Below are 14,051 nucleotides of genomic sequence, written 5' to 3'. Positions count from 1 at the left end.
ATGACCTCGCTCGCCGATCTGGCCGTCACCCTCACGTCCCTGCACCGCAAGGGAGATCCCGTCGTCCTGCCCACCACCTGGGACGCCTGGTCCGCGAATACCGCGGTCACCGCCGGGTTCGCCGCGCTCACCGTCGGCTCGCACCCGATGGCCGACTCGATCGGCAGGCCCGACGGCGAGGGCATGAGCTTCGACGAGGCGATGACCCGCGTCGCGCAGATCACCTCGGCCGTCGACGTGCCGGTATCGGTCGATATCGAGTCGGGCTACGGGCAGAGCGCCGAGCGGATCATCGAGGGCCTGCTGGGCGCCGGTGCGGTGGGCCTGAACATCGAGGACACCGTCCACTCCGAGGGCGGCCGGTTCCGCGACGCGCAGGAGCACGCCGATCTGGTCGCCGCGCTGCGCGCGGCCGCCGATGCCGCGGGCGTGCACGTGGTGATCAACGCCCGCACCGACATCTTCAAGAACCAGGTGGGCGAGGCGGAGGACCGTGTCGAGCGCGCCATCGCGCGGATGCAGCTGTGCGCCGACGCGGGCGCCGATTCGCTCTACCCGGTCGCGTTCCACGACGCGGCCACGCTCCGTCATCTCGCGGACGCTCTACCGCTCCCGGTGAACGCGATCGCGAATCCCGCGACCGACGACCTGGCCGCTCTGGCCGCTGCGGGTGCGGGCCGGATCAGCTTCGGCCCGATCTGGCAGATGGCGCTCACCGAGCGATCGAACGAGCTGCTCGCCCGCTGGCGCTGATCCTCATGCCTCGCGCAATGCCCTGGACGCGAGCAGCGACAGGGCGTCGTCGACGCACCGAGTGACGAACGCGTCGTCCGGCGGCTCCCCGCCGACCAGGACGCGGAAGTAGATCGGCGCGGCCACGGACTCGATCACGTCGCGCGCGAGTACCTGGCGGGGAAGCTCGCCGCGGTCGACCGCCCGCTCGATCACCGGTGCAGTGCTCGCGAATCGCGCGTCCCAGAAGCTGATCCGTGCGGCGTCGACCTCGGGGTCCTGCGACATCGCCAGGGTGGTCCCGAGGAGCCGCGCCAGTCCTGGCCGTTCGAGGAGCGCGGTGATCTGCCGCGCGACCTGGAGAAGGTCCTCGCGCAGATCGCCGGTGTCCGGGGCGGGATTGCCCTGCGCCGCCAGTTCGGTGACGGCGTCGGCGACGAGGGCGGTCGGCGTCGGCCACCGCCGGTAGACCGTGGTCTCCGCGACGCCGGCCCGAGCCGCGACCTCGGAGATGCGCAGGCCCTCGAAGCCGTGCTCGGCCACCTGCGCGAGCGCCGCCGCCAGCACCGCCTCGCGAACACGCGCCGAGCGACCGCCCGTCCGCCGGCGGGGCCCTGCCTCCTGGTCCATACCTCAGTTCTACGCGACCGACGCTGTCACACCGAGGCGAGGTAGCCGTCGATCCAGTTGCCGAACTCAGCTGCGAGATGCCATTGGTGCTCGGTGATGTACGGGCCCGGCACCGCCGCAGGGAAGGCGACACGGAGCCGGCTCCGGAACCCGCCGCCCGGGAGGTCGCGGAACTGGTGGCGCACGCCGCCGATCATCTCGCCCGTCGCGAGCGACGCCGTGCCGGCGATCTCGAGAGGATACGAGGGGTCGCGCGGGATCGGGACGCCACGAACGTCCGTGTAGTCGACGAAGAAGCGCAGGGGCAGCACCGCACCGCCGGTCACCTCGATCACCTCCTGCCTCCCGTCGCGGCCGGTGACGATGACGTAATGGTCGGGACACGCACCGGTCCAGGTCGGTCGATCGTCCGTGGCCCGCTCGCGTGCGAACCACTCCATCATCCCCTCAGCGGTGCCCCGCTGCGACGTGATCTCGGTGTCCGCGATCGCCCACCGCCCGCCGGATGCGGCCTTGGCCGCCAGCGTCGCGGCAGCCGCGATCGCCGTCTCCGTCTCGAGCATCTCGCGAATCCGATCCGCCCCCAAACTCGCGCGCGTGCGGGCGAGGGCGGCGCGCGCGGCGGGGAGATCGGACGGACCGACGGTGCCGCGGTCCACCAGCGCGTACAGCTCCCCGACGGCGACCTCCGGGTAGTCGCGCATCAGGCGCGCCGCAGCGATCGGCACCCGCCGGCGTTCCCACGCACGGACGCTCGCTCGCGACACGGGTGCGCCCGCGAGTCGGGTCCGGAGCTCCGGCCGACGGGCGGGTTCGGCGAGCGCCCCGCCCTGCGTCGCGATCGCTGAGATACCCACTACCGCCGCCCCGGTGAGGAACACTCGCCTGCTCGGACTGAATCCCGCCATCGTGACCTCCGTCTCTTAACGCTTCTATTTGTAGCGTTAAGAGATACGATGAAGTGACAACGATCACGTGTCAAGACTCGAGGACAGGCGGGCAACCATGACCGACCGCGGCGGCATCACAACGTTCATCGAAGACCGTCGGGTCGCGTCGGATCGGGTGCTAGCTTGGGAGGAGCGCCGCCTCGGCATCGTATTCCGCAGGCTCGCAACCGGCCTCGGGGCTCGCGCGATGGCGGAGTTGCTGCCGCGTGCGTCGCTCGAGGACGTGCTGCGCGCCCCGATCGCCGAGCAGCGGGAGACGCTCGCGACGGTCAAGGCACGACTCGGGCACGCCGGCACGTACGCACTTCTCCGACGCGAGCTCGCGGTCTCGGAGCTCACGTCGCGTGCCGCCGTCGTGGCCAGCCGGGGCCGGACCGCGACCTCGGTGACCCGCCTGGTAGCGCCCGGCGTCGCCGCCGAACGATTCGCCGCGTGGTTCAACGACCTGACCGCGTCGAACCGCGAGGCCGCGATGCTCGCCGCGTGCCCGGACCACTACCTGCTCCGCGGCCTGCCCGACGGTCGGCAGGAGGTCGTGGAGACCACCGGCGGTGCCCCCACCGCATCCCGCTTCCTCGTCGACTACACCCGCACCGATCGCCTGAGCACCGCGGCGGACCCCGAGTACCCGATCCAGATCGCCGGCCTCGCCCTGCTGGACGACGGAACCTGCATCGGTGGCGTCCGGCACCAGCTGCGCGACCGCGGCGGCGCACTCGAAGCACTGCTCACCGTCGAGTTCCCCGCCGTCGTGCCGGCCCGGCTCCTCCGGCAGCACGAGTGGCACCTCGCCGCCGAGTTCGGGAACTGGATCGCCGCGGCGGCAACAACCGAGTGACCGTGGAAGACTCCGCGACATGGGCATCTTCTCCGGCGGCGGCCGCGACACCGCCGGCCTGATCCAGGGCCGCGTCACAGTGGTCGGCATCCCCCTGGACAGCGAGGACAGCCGGGCGTACCTCGGCCGGACGGTGCAGGTCTCCGTCTCCGGACCCGGCATCGCTCCGGCGTACCGAGCGGTGCGGGTGTCCATGCTCCGGTCCGACCGCTACCCCGAGGTCGGGATGACGGTGCCCGCGTGGCTCGCCCCGCGCACTCACGAACCCGTCCGGATCGAGTGGGACATCGTTCCCACGCGGGAGGAGCGCGCCAGGGCCGCGTTCCTGCACTGCACGGGATCGCCGGAGGCGGCGCCCCCTGGGACGCTCCCCGACGGGTCGCCGTCGCCGCTGACTCCGAGCATCATCGCCGCGTTCGCGGCGACCCCGCACCCCGTCGACAGGCTGGCGGCGCTCGCCGGGCTCCTGGATCGCGGCCTGATCGACCGCGATCGGTTCGACGCGCTCCGCGATCGGGTCCTGCGGGAATCCGGGCTGTAGCCCTACCGCGCACCGTCGGCCACGAACGCGCTGCCGCGCTCGCGGTCGAGGAAGGTCTCGGACTTGTTGTGCAGGAAGAAGATGTACACGAACAGCGAGATCGCGATCGTGATCGTGACGTAGGCGATGAACCACGGCACGTGACCGGACTTCTTGGCGGCCTCGTAGATCAGCGGCGCGGTGCCGCCGAAGATCGAGTTGGCCAGGGCGTAGCCGATGCCCACACCGAGCGCGCGCACGTGCGAGGGGAACAGCTCCGCCTTGACCAGCGCGTTGATCGACGTGTAGCCGGTGATGATCACGTAGCCGAAGCAGACCATCGCGAGCGACGCGATCGCGACGTGGATGGTCGGCAGGTAGGTGATGAGGAAGTAGGTGTAGCAGACGCCGCCCACGCCGAAGAAGACGAGCATGGGCTTGCGGCCGATCCGGTCGCTGATCATGCCGCCGATCGGCTGGATGAGCATGAGGAAGATCAGGCCGATCAGATTCACCCACGTCGCCGTGAGCGCGTGATAGGTGTACGCCGTCTTGACGATCGCCGGCGCGTTGACGCTGTAGACGTAGAACGCCAGCGTGCCACCCATCGTGATGAGGAAGCACAGCACCAACTGCCGCCAGTAGCCGGTGAGGAGCTCGCGCATGGTGCCCGAGCTGGTGTCCTCGCCGTCGCGGATCGCGGCGAGCTGCTCCTCCGACAGCGACTCGTCCATCGTGCGGCGCAACCAGAAGACGACGATCGCCGCGATGCCGCCGACGAAGAAGGCGATGCGCCAACCGAAGTCGGACACCTGGGCCTTGGAGAAGATCCCCAGCAGCACGAGCAGCATGAACTGGGCCAGCACGTGGCCGCCGACGAGCGTGACGTACTGGAACGAGGAGAAGAAGCCGCGCCGCTCGCGCGTCGCCGCTTCCGACATGTACGTGGCACTCGTCCCGTACTCGCCGCCCGTCGCGAAGCCCTGCACCAGGCGGCACAGGACGAGGATCACCGCGGCCGCCATGCCGATCGTCTCGCGGCCGGGGACGATCGCGATGATGAACGAGCACGCCGCCATCAGCGAGACGCTCATGGTCAACGCGGCACGCCTGCCCTTCCGGTCGGCGTACCGGCCGAAGAACCACGAGCCGACGGGCCGCATGACGAAGGTGACGGCGAAGATCGCGTAGACGTAGACGGTGGAGTTCTTGTCGGCCTTGTCGAAGAACTGGCTCTCGAAGTACGTCGCGAAGACGGTGTAGACGTAGACGTCGTACCACTCGACCAGGTTCCCGGAGCTGCCCCGCAGGGTGTTCCAGATCGCTCGCCGGGTCTCCGCCCGCGACGAGACGGGTTTCGTCGCACTCGATTCCGTCATGATGCCTTCCGTCCTAGACCTCGTCGGCGGAGCGGCCCGTGCTCCGGTGGCCGAGGGCGGCCACCGTGATCATCAGGGCGACCATCGCCGCCGCCACCACCGCGAACACCCACACGCTGCCACGCTCGTCGAGAATCGGAAGCAGAACGAACGGAAGAAACGCGGTCACCAACTTCGACAGGGAGTACGCGGCGCCGGCCGCGGTGCCCCGGATCGCCGTGGGATAGGAGTCCGCCAGATACACGTGGTAGGCGTTGGAGAACAGATTCGACGCGAGCGTGTAGAGGAAGCCGGCCAGCACGATCTGCACGGGACTCGCAGCGAAGCCGAACCACAGCCCGAACGCGGCCATCAGGCCCGCCGAGCCGATCACGAGGTAGCGCCGCTCGATCCGCTCGACGATCGGGACCGCGAGCGCGGCGCCCAGCGGGTAGCCGATGTAGGACAGCGCCACGAACAACAGCGAGGTCTGGATCGAATACCCCTTGGCCAGGAGGACGAGCGGCGCGATCGTCCCGAAGCCGTAGTAGCCGAAGACCTCCAGCGCGGAGACGATCCACAGCATGACGGTGCGCCGGCGGTACGGCGGGCGGAACAGTGCGCGGATCGTGATCGACCGGGACTTCACGGGTCGGAGCGCCGCATCCGGCTCCGCCAGGACCTTCCCCTCCGCGACCGCCTGCGCCTCCAGCCTGCGGACGATCGCGTCGGCCTCGTCGTACCGCCCCTGCGCCTCGAGCCAGCGCGGCGACTCCGGCAGGCCCCGTCGGACCAGCCAGACCAGCAACGAGCCGAGCGCGCCGAAGACGAACAAGAGCCGCCACCCCTGCACCTCCACCCCACCCAGATCGAACACCTGCGGTGTGAGCCACCGCGCGGCGAAGCCGACCACGGGCACACCGAGGAACGACACGACGTACGCGAGCGAGATGTACTTGCCGCGCACGTTCTTCGGCAGGATGTCCGAGAGGTAGGAGTCGGCGAGCGCGAACTCGCCGCCGATGCCGATGCCTGCGATGAATCGCGTGACCACGAGGAACGCGGCGTTCGGGCTGAACGCGCCTGCGAGCGACATCGCCGAGTACAGCGCCAGATTGATCATGAACGCGGTGCGTCGGCCGTAGCGGTCCGCGAGGCGGCCCATGAACAGGGCGCCGATGAACTGGCCGATGAAGGCGGACGCCAACAGCAGCTTGAGCTCGTCGGGCCCGAGCGCGAAGTCCTTCTTCAGCACCGTCGCGATGGTCGCGGCGAGGAAGTTCTCGTACTGGTCGAAGAACAGGCCCAGCCCGATCACGCCCACAGCGGCGAAGTGCAGCCGAGTCATGGGCAGCCGGTCCAGGCGCGCCGCGATCGACGGTGCCTGCGAGGTCTCGGTGGTCATCGTCGAAATATACTTCGGTAAACGAATACAGCGGTTTCGGGCCGGTGACCAGCGGGCGAATGAGCGGTGCGATACCCCACGCGGACGCCGGACCTGGAGTTGAATAGCGGGAGTGATCGTCGATTGCGCCCACTACCTGGGCGGGACCCGGCAGGCGGAGGAGACCCTCGCGCCCCTGGACGCCGCGCGCCTGTGCACCGAGAACGGCTTCGTCTGGCTCGGCCTGTTCGAGCCGACACCCGAGGAGATGGAATCCGTCCGGGAGGCGTTCGACCTGCACGAACTCGCCGTCGAGGACGCGCAGGACTACCACCTGCGGCCCAAGGTCGAGGATTTCGAGGCCTCGGTCAAGCTCGTCATCCTGCGGACCGCGCGCTACGACGACGCCCGCGAGGAGGTCGACTTCGGCGAGATCAGCGTGTTCGTCGCGAAGAACTTCGTCATCACCGTGCGTCAGGGCGTCGCGAGTGAGCTGCACCAGGCCCGCGCCCGGCTCGAGCAGAAGCCCGAGCTCCTCGCGCTCGGCACCGACGCCGTGCTCTGGGCCATCCTCGACCAGGTCGTCGACGGGTACGAGCCCGTGGTCGCCGGCCTGGAGCACGACATCGAGCAGATCGAGGCGACCGTCTTCTCCGGCGCGGTCGCGCCCACCGAGCGGATCTACCTGCTGCGCCGCGAGGTGACCAACTTCTACCGGGCGGCGCACCCGCTGCTCGCGGTGGTCAACTCCGTGGGCAAGAGCCTCGGCGAGGAACGCCTCTCCCCCTACCTGCGCGACGTCTACGACCGCCTGCAGCTCGTCAACGAGGAGGTCTCCGCGCAGCGCGACCTGCTCGGCACCATCCTGCAGGCGAACATCGCGGTGGTCTCGGTGCAGCAGGCGCACTCGGCTGCGCGGCAGAGCTCCACGATCGAGCGGCTCACGGTCCTGTCCACGATCTTCCTGCCGCTGACCTTCGTGACCGGCTTCTTCGGCCAGAACTTCGGCTGGCTCGTCGACCACATCGGCGGCCCGTGGCAGTTCCTGGTCTTCGGCGTGTGCGGCCTGTTCGTGCCGCTCATCGCGCTGCGCCTGTGGCTGCGCAGCAAGAAGTCGATGCCCGAGAATCCACTGGGCGCCGCCGACTGACCCGCGCGACGTAGCCTGGAGCCGTGCGCACTGCGATGCCCGCCTGGGAGCCCGCGGCGGCCACCACGCCGGACCCGGACTACGCCGACCGTCTCGATCGCGCCCGCGTCCTCCTCCGCGGTCGCCGCATCGTCGCGCTGACCGGCGCGGGGGTCTCCACCGCGTCCGGTATCCCCGACTACCGCAGCCCGGGGGCGCCCCGTCGGACTCCGATGACGCTCCAGCAGTTCCTCGGCTCGGCCGAGTTCCGGCGACGGTACTGGGCCCGTAATCACCTCGGCTGGCGGCACATGGACGCCGCGCGCCCCAACGCCGCGCACCGCGCGCTCGCGGCCCTCCCGGGTGTCACCGGGGTCATCACGCAGAACGTCGATCTGTTGCACCTCAAGGCCGGCTCGCGCGGCGTGATCGACCTGCACGGCAACTACGCGCAGGTGCGCTGCCTGACCTGCGAGAACCGCATCAGCCGGCACCGGCTCCACACGCAGCTCGAGCCGCTCAACGCCGGCTTCGTCGCGCGGATCGCCGGCCGCGGCGCCCTCGAGGTGGCCCCGGACGCCGACGTCGTGGTCGAGGACACCACCGACTTCACCATGGTCGACTGCGGCGCCTGTGGGGGCATCCTCAAGCCCGACATCGTCTACTTCGGGGAGTCCGTGCCCAAGCCCCGCGTGGAGCGCGCGTTCGCCCTGGTCGACGGTGCCGACGCGCTCCTCGTGCTCGGCAGCTCGCTCACCGTGATGTCCGGCCTGCGGTTCGTCCGGCACGCGCACAAGCAGGACATCCCCGTCGTCATCGTCAACCGCGGCCGCACGCGGGGCGACGACCTCGCCGACGTCACCGTCGACGTCGACGTGGCGACGGCGCTGCACCGCCTCGCCGCCCCCTGACCGATCGCACCACCGCTGCACTGCTGCACCGACCGAGAGGAACCCCGTGAGCACCGCCGCCGACCTGCCGCTCGAGGACCGCGCCCGCCTGCTGACGGGCGCCGACTTCTGGACCACCGCCGCGGCGCCGGGCGTGCCGTCGATCGTGCTGACCGACGGGCCGCACGGCGTGCGCCGTCAGGTGGGCGACTCGGACCATCTGGGCCTCAACGCCGCCGCGCCCGCGACCTGCTTCCCGCCGGCCGTCGCCGTGGGGTCGAGCTGGAACCCCGACCTCGCGCGGCGCATCGGCGGGGCCGTCGCCGCGGAGGCGCGGGCGCTGGGCGTGGCCGTCGTGCTCGGCCCGGGCGTGAACATCAAGCGGCACCCGCTGTGCGGCCGCAACTTCGAGTACTACTCGGAGGATCCGCTCCTCGCGGGCGCACTCGGTTCCGCTCAGGTGCAGGGCCTGCAGGACGGCGGCGCGGGTGCCTCGGTCAAGCACTTCGCCCTGAACAACCAGGAGACGGAGCGCATGCGGGTCAGCGTCGACGCCGACCCGCGCACCGTTCGCGAGATCTACCTGCCCGCCTTCGAGCGCATCGTCACGGACGCGTCGCCCGCGACCGTCATGTGCTCGTACAACCGCATCGACGGCGTCCACGCCTCCGAGAACTCCTGGCTGCTCACGACGGTGCTGCGCGACGAGTGGGGCTACGACGGGCTCGTCGTCTCCGACTGGGGCGCGGTGCGCGACCCCGTCGCCGCGGTCCGCGCCGGGCTCGACCTCGAGATGCCGCACGGCCCGCACAGCACGGCGCGGATCGTCGCGGCGGTGCGGTCCGGCGAGCTCGACGAAGCCGTCGTGACCCGCGCGGCGCAGCGCGTGATCGACCTGACACGGTGGGCACCGTCGGACGACGAGCCCGCACCGGACCTCGACGCGCACCACGCCCTCGCACGGGAGGCCGCGGCGGAGTGCGCCGTCCTGCTGCGCAACGAGAACGCCGCGCTCCCCCTCGATGCCGCGGCGGGGACCGTGGCCGTGATCGGCGAACTGGCCCGCACCCCGCGCTACCAGGGCGGGGGATCGAGCCACATCAACGCGACGCGCGTCGACGTGCCGCTGGACGAGATCGCCGCGCGCGGGTCCGATCTGGGCGTCGCGGTGGAGTTCGCGGCGGGTTACGGGATCGGCGACGACGCCGACGACACCGCGCTCCGCGACGAGGCCGTCGCCGCCGCAGCACGATCCGGGGTGGCCGTCGTCTTCGCCGGGCTCACCGAGGCCGAGGAGTCCGAGGGCTTCGACCGTCCGGACCTCGCGATCGACCCGCAGCAGGTGGAGCTGCTGCGAGCGGTCGCCGCCGCGGCACCGCGCACCGTCGTCGTGCTGGTCGGCGGCGGCGTGATCGAGCTGGAACCCTGGCACGACGAGGTGGACGCGATCCTGGAGGCGTTCCTTCTCGGCCAGGGCGGCGGCGCCGCGATCGCCGACCTGCTCTTCGGGCTCGCGGAACCGTCGGGCCGGCTCGCGGAGACGATCCCGCACCGCCTCGAGCAGACGCCGGCCTTCGGGAACTTCCCCGGCGAGCTGGGCACCGTGCGCTACGGCGAGGGTCTCCTCGTCGGCTACCGCTGGTACACCACCCGGAAGATCGCGCCGCGGTACCCGTTCGGGCACGGACTCGGCTACACCTCGTTCACGATCGAGGACCTCGTCGTCGAGGTCACCGGCGCCGACACCGCGACCGCCTCGGTGCTGGTCACCAACACCGGCGACCGCGCCGGCAGCCACGTGGTCCAGCTGTACGTCGGCGGCGGGCCCGGCTCCGTGTTCCGCCCGCGACGGTCGCTGGCGGCCTTCCGCAAGGTCGAGCTCGACCCCGGCGCCTCGACCACCGTCGCGCTCGACCTGCCGCGCCGGGCCTTCGCCCACTGGGACACGCCGCGCGGCGACTGGGTCGTCTCGCCCGGCGACTACCCCATCGAGGTGGGCGGCAGCAGCGCGGACATCGACGGTGCCGCCACGGTCACGCTGGACGGCGACGTGATCGTCGAACCTCTGGGCATGGAGTCCACCATCGCCGAGTGGGCCGCGCACCCCGTGGCGGGCGAGGGCTTCCGCACCGCGCTGGCGGGATCGGCGGGCGGCATGCCCGTCGACCAGCTGCTGGAGCTCGCCGGATCGATGCCACTCGGCAAGGCCCTCGACATGCTGCCGGGCCCGGCCGGCGACGAGGCCCGCGCGCAGTTGGAGGCCGTCATCGCCGGGCAGTGACCGCGCTGCTCAGAGCGGATCCGACGGTGCCGACCGCCCCGGAGTCGTAGCGTTGCCGGTATGACGATCCACGGCGAGGCACTGTTCCGGCACGAACTGGGCGCCCACCTGCGTCGACTGCGCCACGAGCGGGGCGAGCGCCTCGCGGACACCGCCGAGCGGGCGGGGATCTCACCGCAGTACCTCTCCGAGATCGAGCGCGGCCTCAAGGACCCGTCGAGCGAGATGCTTGCGGCGATCGCCGGGGCGCTCGGCACCGGCGTGGGCGCCGTCGCCGTCGAGGTGGGCCGCCGCCTGGGCGCCGCCCGCCCGGTCCTGCGGCTCGACCTCACCGCCCGGCCGGCGGCGGGACCGGTCACCCCCGCCCCGGCCTCCCCCGGACCGCGCCTGCTGGCGCTGGCCGCGTGACCCGTCAGGCCTCCTCGATCACCTCGTCGATCAGCCCGTAGTCGACGGCCGCCTCGGCCGTGAAGACGCGGTCGTGATCGGTGTCGGCCCGCAGGTCCTCCGGCGTCCGCCCCGTGTGCCGCGCGAGCACCCGCTCCATCTGCGCCCGGACGCGGATCACCTCGTCGGCTTGGAGGATCAGGTCCGGGATGGTGCCGCGGCCCTGCGCCGACGGCTGGTGCAGCACCACTCGCGAGTGCGGCAGGCCCATCCGCCGGCCGGGGGTGCCGCCCGCGAGGAGCAGCGCGCCCACCGCGACGGCCTGCCCGACGCACGTGGTCGCGATGGCGGGCCGGATGTAACGCATGGTGTCGTAGATCGCGAGCGCCGCGCTGGGATCGCCGCCCTCGCAGTTGATGTAGAGCTGGATCTCGCCGTCGCCGTCGGAGGCGAGGAACAGCAGCTGCGCGACGATCGCGTTCGCGACGCCCGCGTCGATCGCCGTGCCCAGGTAGACCACGCGCTCGGAGAGCAGGTGCGAGTAGACGTCGGTGATCCGCTCCCCGTTCGGGCGGCGGTCGATGACGTTGGGGATCGTGTAAGTGCTCATCGCGCTGCTCCCGTCAGGTCGAAGCCGGCGCGCCGCCGGCCCGGCACGACGGTGTCGAAGCAGTCCACGATCGCGTCGATGAAGCCGTACTCGCGGGCCTGCTCCGCGGTGTACCAGCGGTCGTGCAGCGAATCCTCGAAGATCTGGTCCAGGGGCCGGCCGGTGTCCTCGGCGATGAGGCCGAGCACCGTGTCGCGGGTGTGCCGCAGGTCGCCGGCCTGCAGCTCGATGTCGACGGCGGTGCCGCCGATGCCCGCGGAACCCTGATGCATGAGCACCCGTGCGTGCGGCAGGGCGCGACGCTTGCCCGGGGTGCCCGCGGAGAGCAGGAACTGCCCGGCGCTGTACGCGATGCCCAGGACCAGCGTGGAGACGTCGCACGGCACGAGTCGCATCACGTCGCGGATCGCGAGCATCGACGGGACGGAGCCGCCCGGCGAGTGGATCCACAGCGCGATGTCGGACGAGCCGCTGGACGCGAGCGAGAGGATCTGGGTGGCGAGCAGGGAGCCGTTGTCGTCGTCGAGCGGACCGTCGAGGACGACGACCCGGCGGTCGTAGAGCTCGCGGCGCACCCGTTCGGTGAAGTGCGGGATCTTCGGGTTATCACTCATGCGCCCATCGTGGCGCGCTCACCCGCCCCGGAACAGACGAATCCGCCTGGGGCGGAGCCGCTCACGGCAGCTCCGCTCCAGGCGGATCGGTCGGACCGGGGTCAGCCCGCGGCGTACGCGGGCTCGCTGCGGAAGCGCGAGACGCGGCCGTCGATACCGAGCGCGCGCCACAGGACACGGGAGACCGGGTTCATCAGCTTCGTCTTGTCGGCCAGGAGCCGCACGTCGCCGAAGACCTCGCGCTTCATCGCCTGCGACTCGGGCGAGCGCCAGTACATCTCCTTCCACACCTCGCGGGGGATGTCGAAGCGCTTGCGGAATGCGCGCGGCGGCACCGCGATCGCGGTGAGCAGCGAGCGCATCACGATCGGCAGCGCCAGCGAGAGCAGGAACCGCGGGAAGGCGCCGCGCGTGGGGATGCGGTGCTCCAACAGCTGATGCGCGAAGGAGATGTGCCGCGCCTCCTCCGCCACGTGGAGCTGCATGACGGCGGTCATCGTCGGGTGCTGCTCGATGCCGGACCGCAGGAACTGCTTCTGCACGTGGTCGATCGGCTCCTCGCCGCCGAGGACGCCCATGTAGAAGATCATCGGGAAAGTGGTGGCCGCCAGCGGGATGATCGGCGACAGGCGACGGAACCACAGCGGGCCGCCGGGGACGTCCATCCCGATCCGATTGACGAACTCCTGGAACATCAGCGTGTGCTGACACTCCTCCTTCGCCTCGTGGGTGGCGTAGCGGAACTCCGGCGAGTTGTTCGGCTGCAGGGCCGTGTACTGCATGATCCCGCGGATCAGCACCGACTCGAACTGCAGGCCGACCTTGGCCACGTTGGCCTGGCGCCACATGCCCATCTCGATCTGCTTGGAGCGCGGCTGCGACTGGTACCACTCGGTGCGACCGATCGGATCGAAGCGGGAGTCGAGGATCCACCGGGGATCGTCCGGGACCACGGCCAGCTCCGGCGAGTCCCAGTCGATGTCGACGTAGGGATCGAAGTTGCGCTGGACGGAGGCCTCGGACAGGTCCTGCAGGGTCTGCTCGTACTCCGCCTGCCCCGGGAACGGGCGGCCTCGTGTGCGTCCCATGTGGGTGATGTGCAGTGCCACGACGGACTCCTCCTGCTGGCTGACACAGTTCTGACAAAAATGTACCACGATCATGGACATTTCCTACCTGTCTGTATGAACGCGCAGGTCGGACCTGTAGGGTCGCCGGGGATCACCCGGGACACCGGGTCCCACGTGTCCGATCGTGTCAGCCCAGACCGGAGGCCTCCATGACCACCATCCACCACACCGCGTCCGCGTCCGTCCCCCTGAGCACGGCGTTCGCGCACGTCGCGGACTACCGGACCGTGCCGCAGTGGTTCTTCGGGATCAGTAAGTTCGTCCCGCAGGGCGAGAAGGACTACGGCCTCGGCGCCACGTACGACTCCGCCGTCAAGATCGGGCCCAAGGAGATCGGCTCGGTCGTGCGGGTCACCGAGTTCGAGGAGGACCGCCTCATCACGCTGACCTCGATCGCGGGCTTCAAGACCACCTCGCGCTGGACGTTCAGCGCCGCCGGCGACAACGGCACCGAGCTGGCCGTCGAGTTCACCTACGAGCTGCCCGGCGGGCTCGCCGGCAAGGCGCTCGGCATGATCATCGAGCCCTTCGCCGTGCAGGCCGTCAAGGCCTCGGAAGCCGCGCTCCGCCGCGATCTCGAGGGCGCGCAGGTCTGACC

At 70.8% G+C, this 14,051-nt stretch carries 15 protein-coding genes; 8 read left to right on the top strand and 7 right to left on the bottom strand.

Features of this window, described 5'->3' with window-relative positions:
* Complete coding sequence (locus tag BLW32_RS09455; RefSeq protein WP_068742530.1) at positions 1–753, top strand: isocitrate lyase/PEP mutase family protein; 753 nt, start codon at positions 1–3, stop codon at positions 751–753.
* A gap of 3 nt (positions 754–756) precedes the next feature.
* Here the strand turns inward: BLW32_RS09455 and BLW32_RS09450 are convergent, their stop codons facing one another.
* Both BLW32_RS09450 and BLW32_RS09445 read right to left on the bottom strand, forming a co-directional pair.
* The gene (locus BLW32_RS09450) at positions 757–1,362 is read right to left on the bottom strand and encodes a TetR/AcrR family transcriptional regulator (protein ID WP_068742531.1); all 606 of its coding nucleotides are present in this window, start codon (positions 1,360–1,362) and stop codon (positions 757–759) included.
* A gap of 26 nt (positions 1,363–1,388) precedes the next feature.
* Complete coding sequence (locus BLW32_RS09445; RefSeq protein ID WP_139286121.1) at positions 1,389–2,270, bottom strand: hypothetical protein; 882 nt, start codon at positions 2,268–2,270, stop codon at positions 1,389–1,391.
* A gap of 97 nt (positions 2,271–2,367) precedes the next feature.
* Here BLW32_RS09445 and BLW32_RS09440 point away from each other — a divergent pair, with 97 nt between their 5' ends.
* Together BLW32_RS09440 and BLW32_RS09435 are read left to right on the top strand one after the other, a co-directional pair.
* Positions 2,368–3,150 (top strand): hypothetical protein, encoded by a 783-nt coding sequence (locus BLW32_RS09440; protein WP_068742533.1) that lies wholly within the window; start codon positions 2,368–2,370, stop codon positions 3,148–3,150.
* Between the two features lie 19 nt (positions 3,151–3,169).
* The gene (locus BLW32_RS09435) at positions 3,170–3,691 is read left to right on the top strand and encodes a hypothetical protein (RefSeq protein WP_068742534.1); all 522 of its coding nucleotides are present in this window, start codon (positions 3,170–3,172) and stop codon (positions 3,689–3,691) included.
* A 2-nt stretch (positions 3,692–3,693) separates the two neighbouring features.
* Here the strand turns inward: BLW32_RS09435 and BLW32_RS09430 are convergent, their stop codons facing one another.
* Together BLW32_RS09430 and BLW32_RS09425 are read right to left on the bottom strand one after the other, a co-directional pair.
* Positions 3,694–5,049 carry an MFS transporter gene (locus BLW32_RS09430; protein WP_068742535.1) on the bottom strand — a complete coding sequence of 452 codons (1,356 nt, stop codon included), beginning with the start codon at positions 5,047–5,049 and terminating at the stop codon, positions 3,694–3,696.
* Between the two features lie 13 nt (positions 5,050–5,062).
* Positions 5,063–6,433 (bottom strand): MFS transporter, encoded by a 1,371-nt coding sequence (locus BLW32_RS09425; RefSeq protein WP_068742536.1) that lies wholly within the window; start codon positions 6,431–6,433, stop codon positions 5,063–5,065.
* Positions 6,434–6,545: 112 nt separating this feature from the next.
* Here BLW32_RS09425 and BLW32_RS09420 point away from each other — a divergent pair, with 112 nt between their 5' ends.
* From BLW32_RS09420 to BLW32_RS09405, 4 genes are read left to right on the top strand one after another with little or no spacing between them, the layout of a single operon-like run.
* Positions 6,546–7,562: a magnesium and cobalt transport protein CorA gene (locus BLW32_RS09420; RefSeq protein ID WP_068742537.1), complete on the top strand. Its 1,017-nt coding sequence runs from the start codon at positions 6,546–6,548 to the stop codon at positions 7,560–7,562.
* 35 nt (positions 7,563–7,597) lie between these two features.
* Positions 7,598–8,452, top strand: coding sequence for a Sir2 family NAD-dependent protein deacetylase (locus tag BLW32_RS09415; protein ID WP_068742538.1), 855 nt, complete (start codon positions 7,598–7,600; stop codon positions 8,450–8,452).
* A 46-nt stretch (positions 8,453–8,498) separates the two neighbouring features.
* Positions 8,499–10,712 carry a glycoside hydrolase family 3 C-terminal domain-containing protein gene (locus BLW32_RS09410; protein WP_068742539.1) on the top strand — a complete coding sequence of 738 codons (2,214 nt, stop codon included), beginning with the start codon at positions 8,499–8,501 and terminating at the stop codon, positions 10,710–10,712.
* Positions 10,713–10,772: 60 nt separating this feature from the next.
* Complete coding sequence (locus BLW32_RS09405; RefSeq protein ID WP_068742540.1) at positions 10,773–11,120, top strand: helix-turn-helix domain-containing protein; 348 nt, start codon at positions 10,773–10,775, stop codon at positions 11,118–11,120.
* Positions 11,121–11,124: 4 nt separating this feature from the next.
* Here the strand turns inward: BLW32_RS09405 and BLW32_RS09400 are convergent, their stop codons facing one another.
* From BLW32_RS09400 to BLW32_RS09390, 3 genes are all read right to left on the bottom strand, one after another.
* Positions 11,125–11,709, bottom strand: coding sequence for a ClpP family protease (locus BLW32_RS09400; RefSeq protein WP_068524804.1), 585 nt, complete (start codon positions 11,707–11,709; stop codon positions 11,125–11,127).
* Positions 11,706–12,323, bottom strand: coding sequence for a ClpP family protease (locus tag BLW32_RS09395; protein ID WP_068742541.1), 618 nt, complete (start codon positions 12,321–12,323; stop codon positions 11,706–11,708). Before BLW32_RS09395 ends, BLW32_RS09400 begins: the two co-directional genes overlap by 4 nt.
* A gap of 101 nt (positions 12,324–12,424) precedes the next feature.
* Complete coding sequence (locus BLW32_RS09390; RefSeq protein WP_231857433.1) at positions 12,425–13,411, bottom strand: AurF N-oxygenase family protein; 987 nt, start codon at positions 13,409–13,411, stop codon at positions 12,425–12,427.
* Positions 13,412–13,602: 191 nt separating this feature from the next.
* Between BLW32_RS09390 and BLW32_RS09385 the strand changes: the two genes are divergently transcribed.
* Positions 13,603–14,049 carry an SRPBCC family protein gene (locus BLW32_RS09385; protein ID WP_068524801.1) on the top strand — a complete coding sequence of 149 codons (447 nt, stop codon included), beginning with the start codon at positions 13,603–13,605 and terminating at the stop codon, positions 14,047–14,049.
* Positions 14,050–14,051 lie beyond the last annotated feature (2 nt).

The sequence above is a fragment of the Tsukamurella tyrosinosolvens genome (assembly GCF_900104775.1).
In the GTDB taxonomy this organism is placed as follows: Bacteria; Actinomycetota; Actinomycetes; order Mycobacteriales; family Mycobacteriaceae; genus Tsukamurella; species Tsukamurella tyrosinosolvens.
Note: the sequence above shows the minus strand (reverse complement) of the source record. Positions and strands in the feature narration are given on the sequence as shown.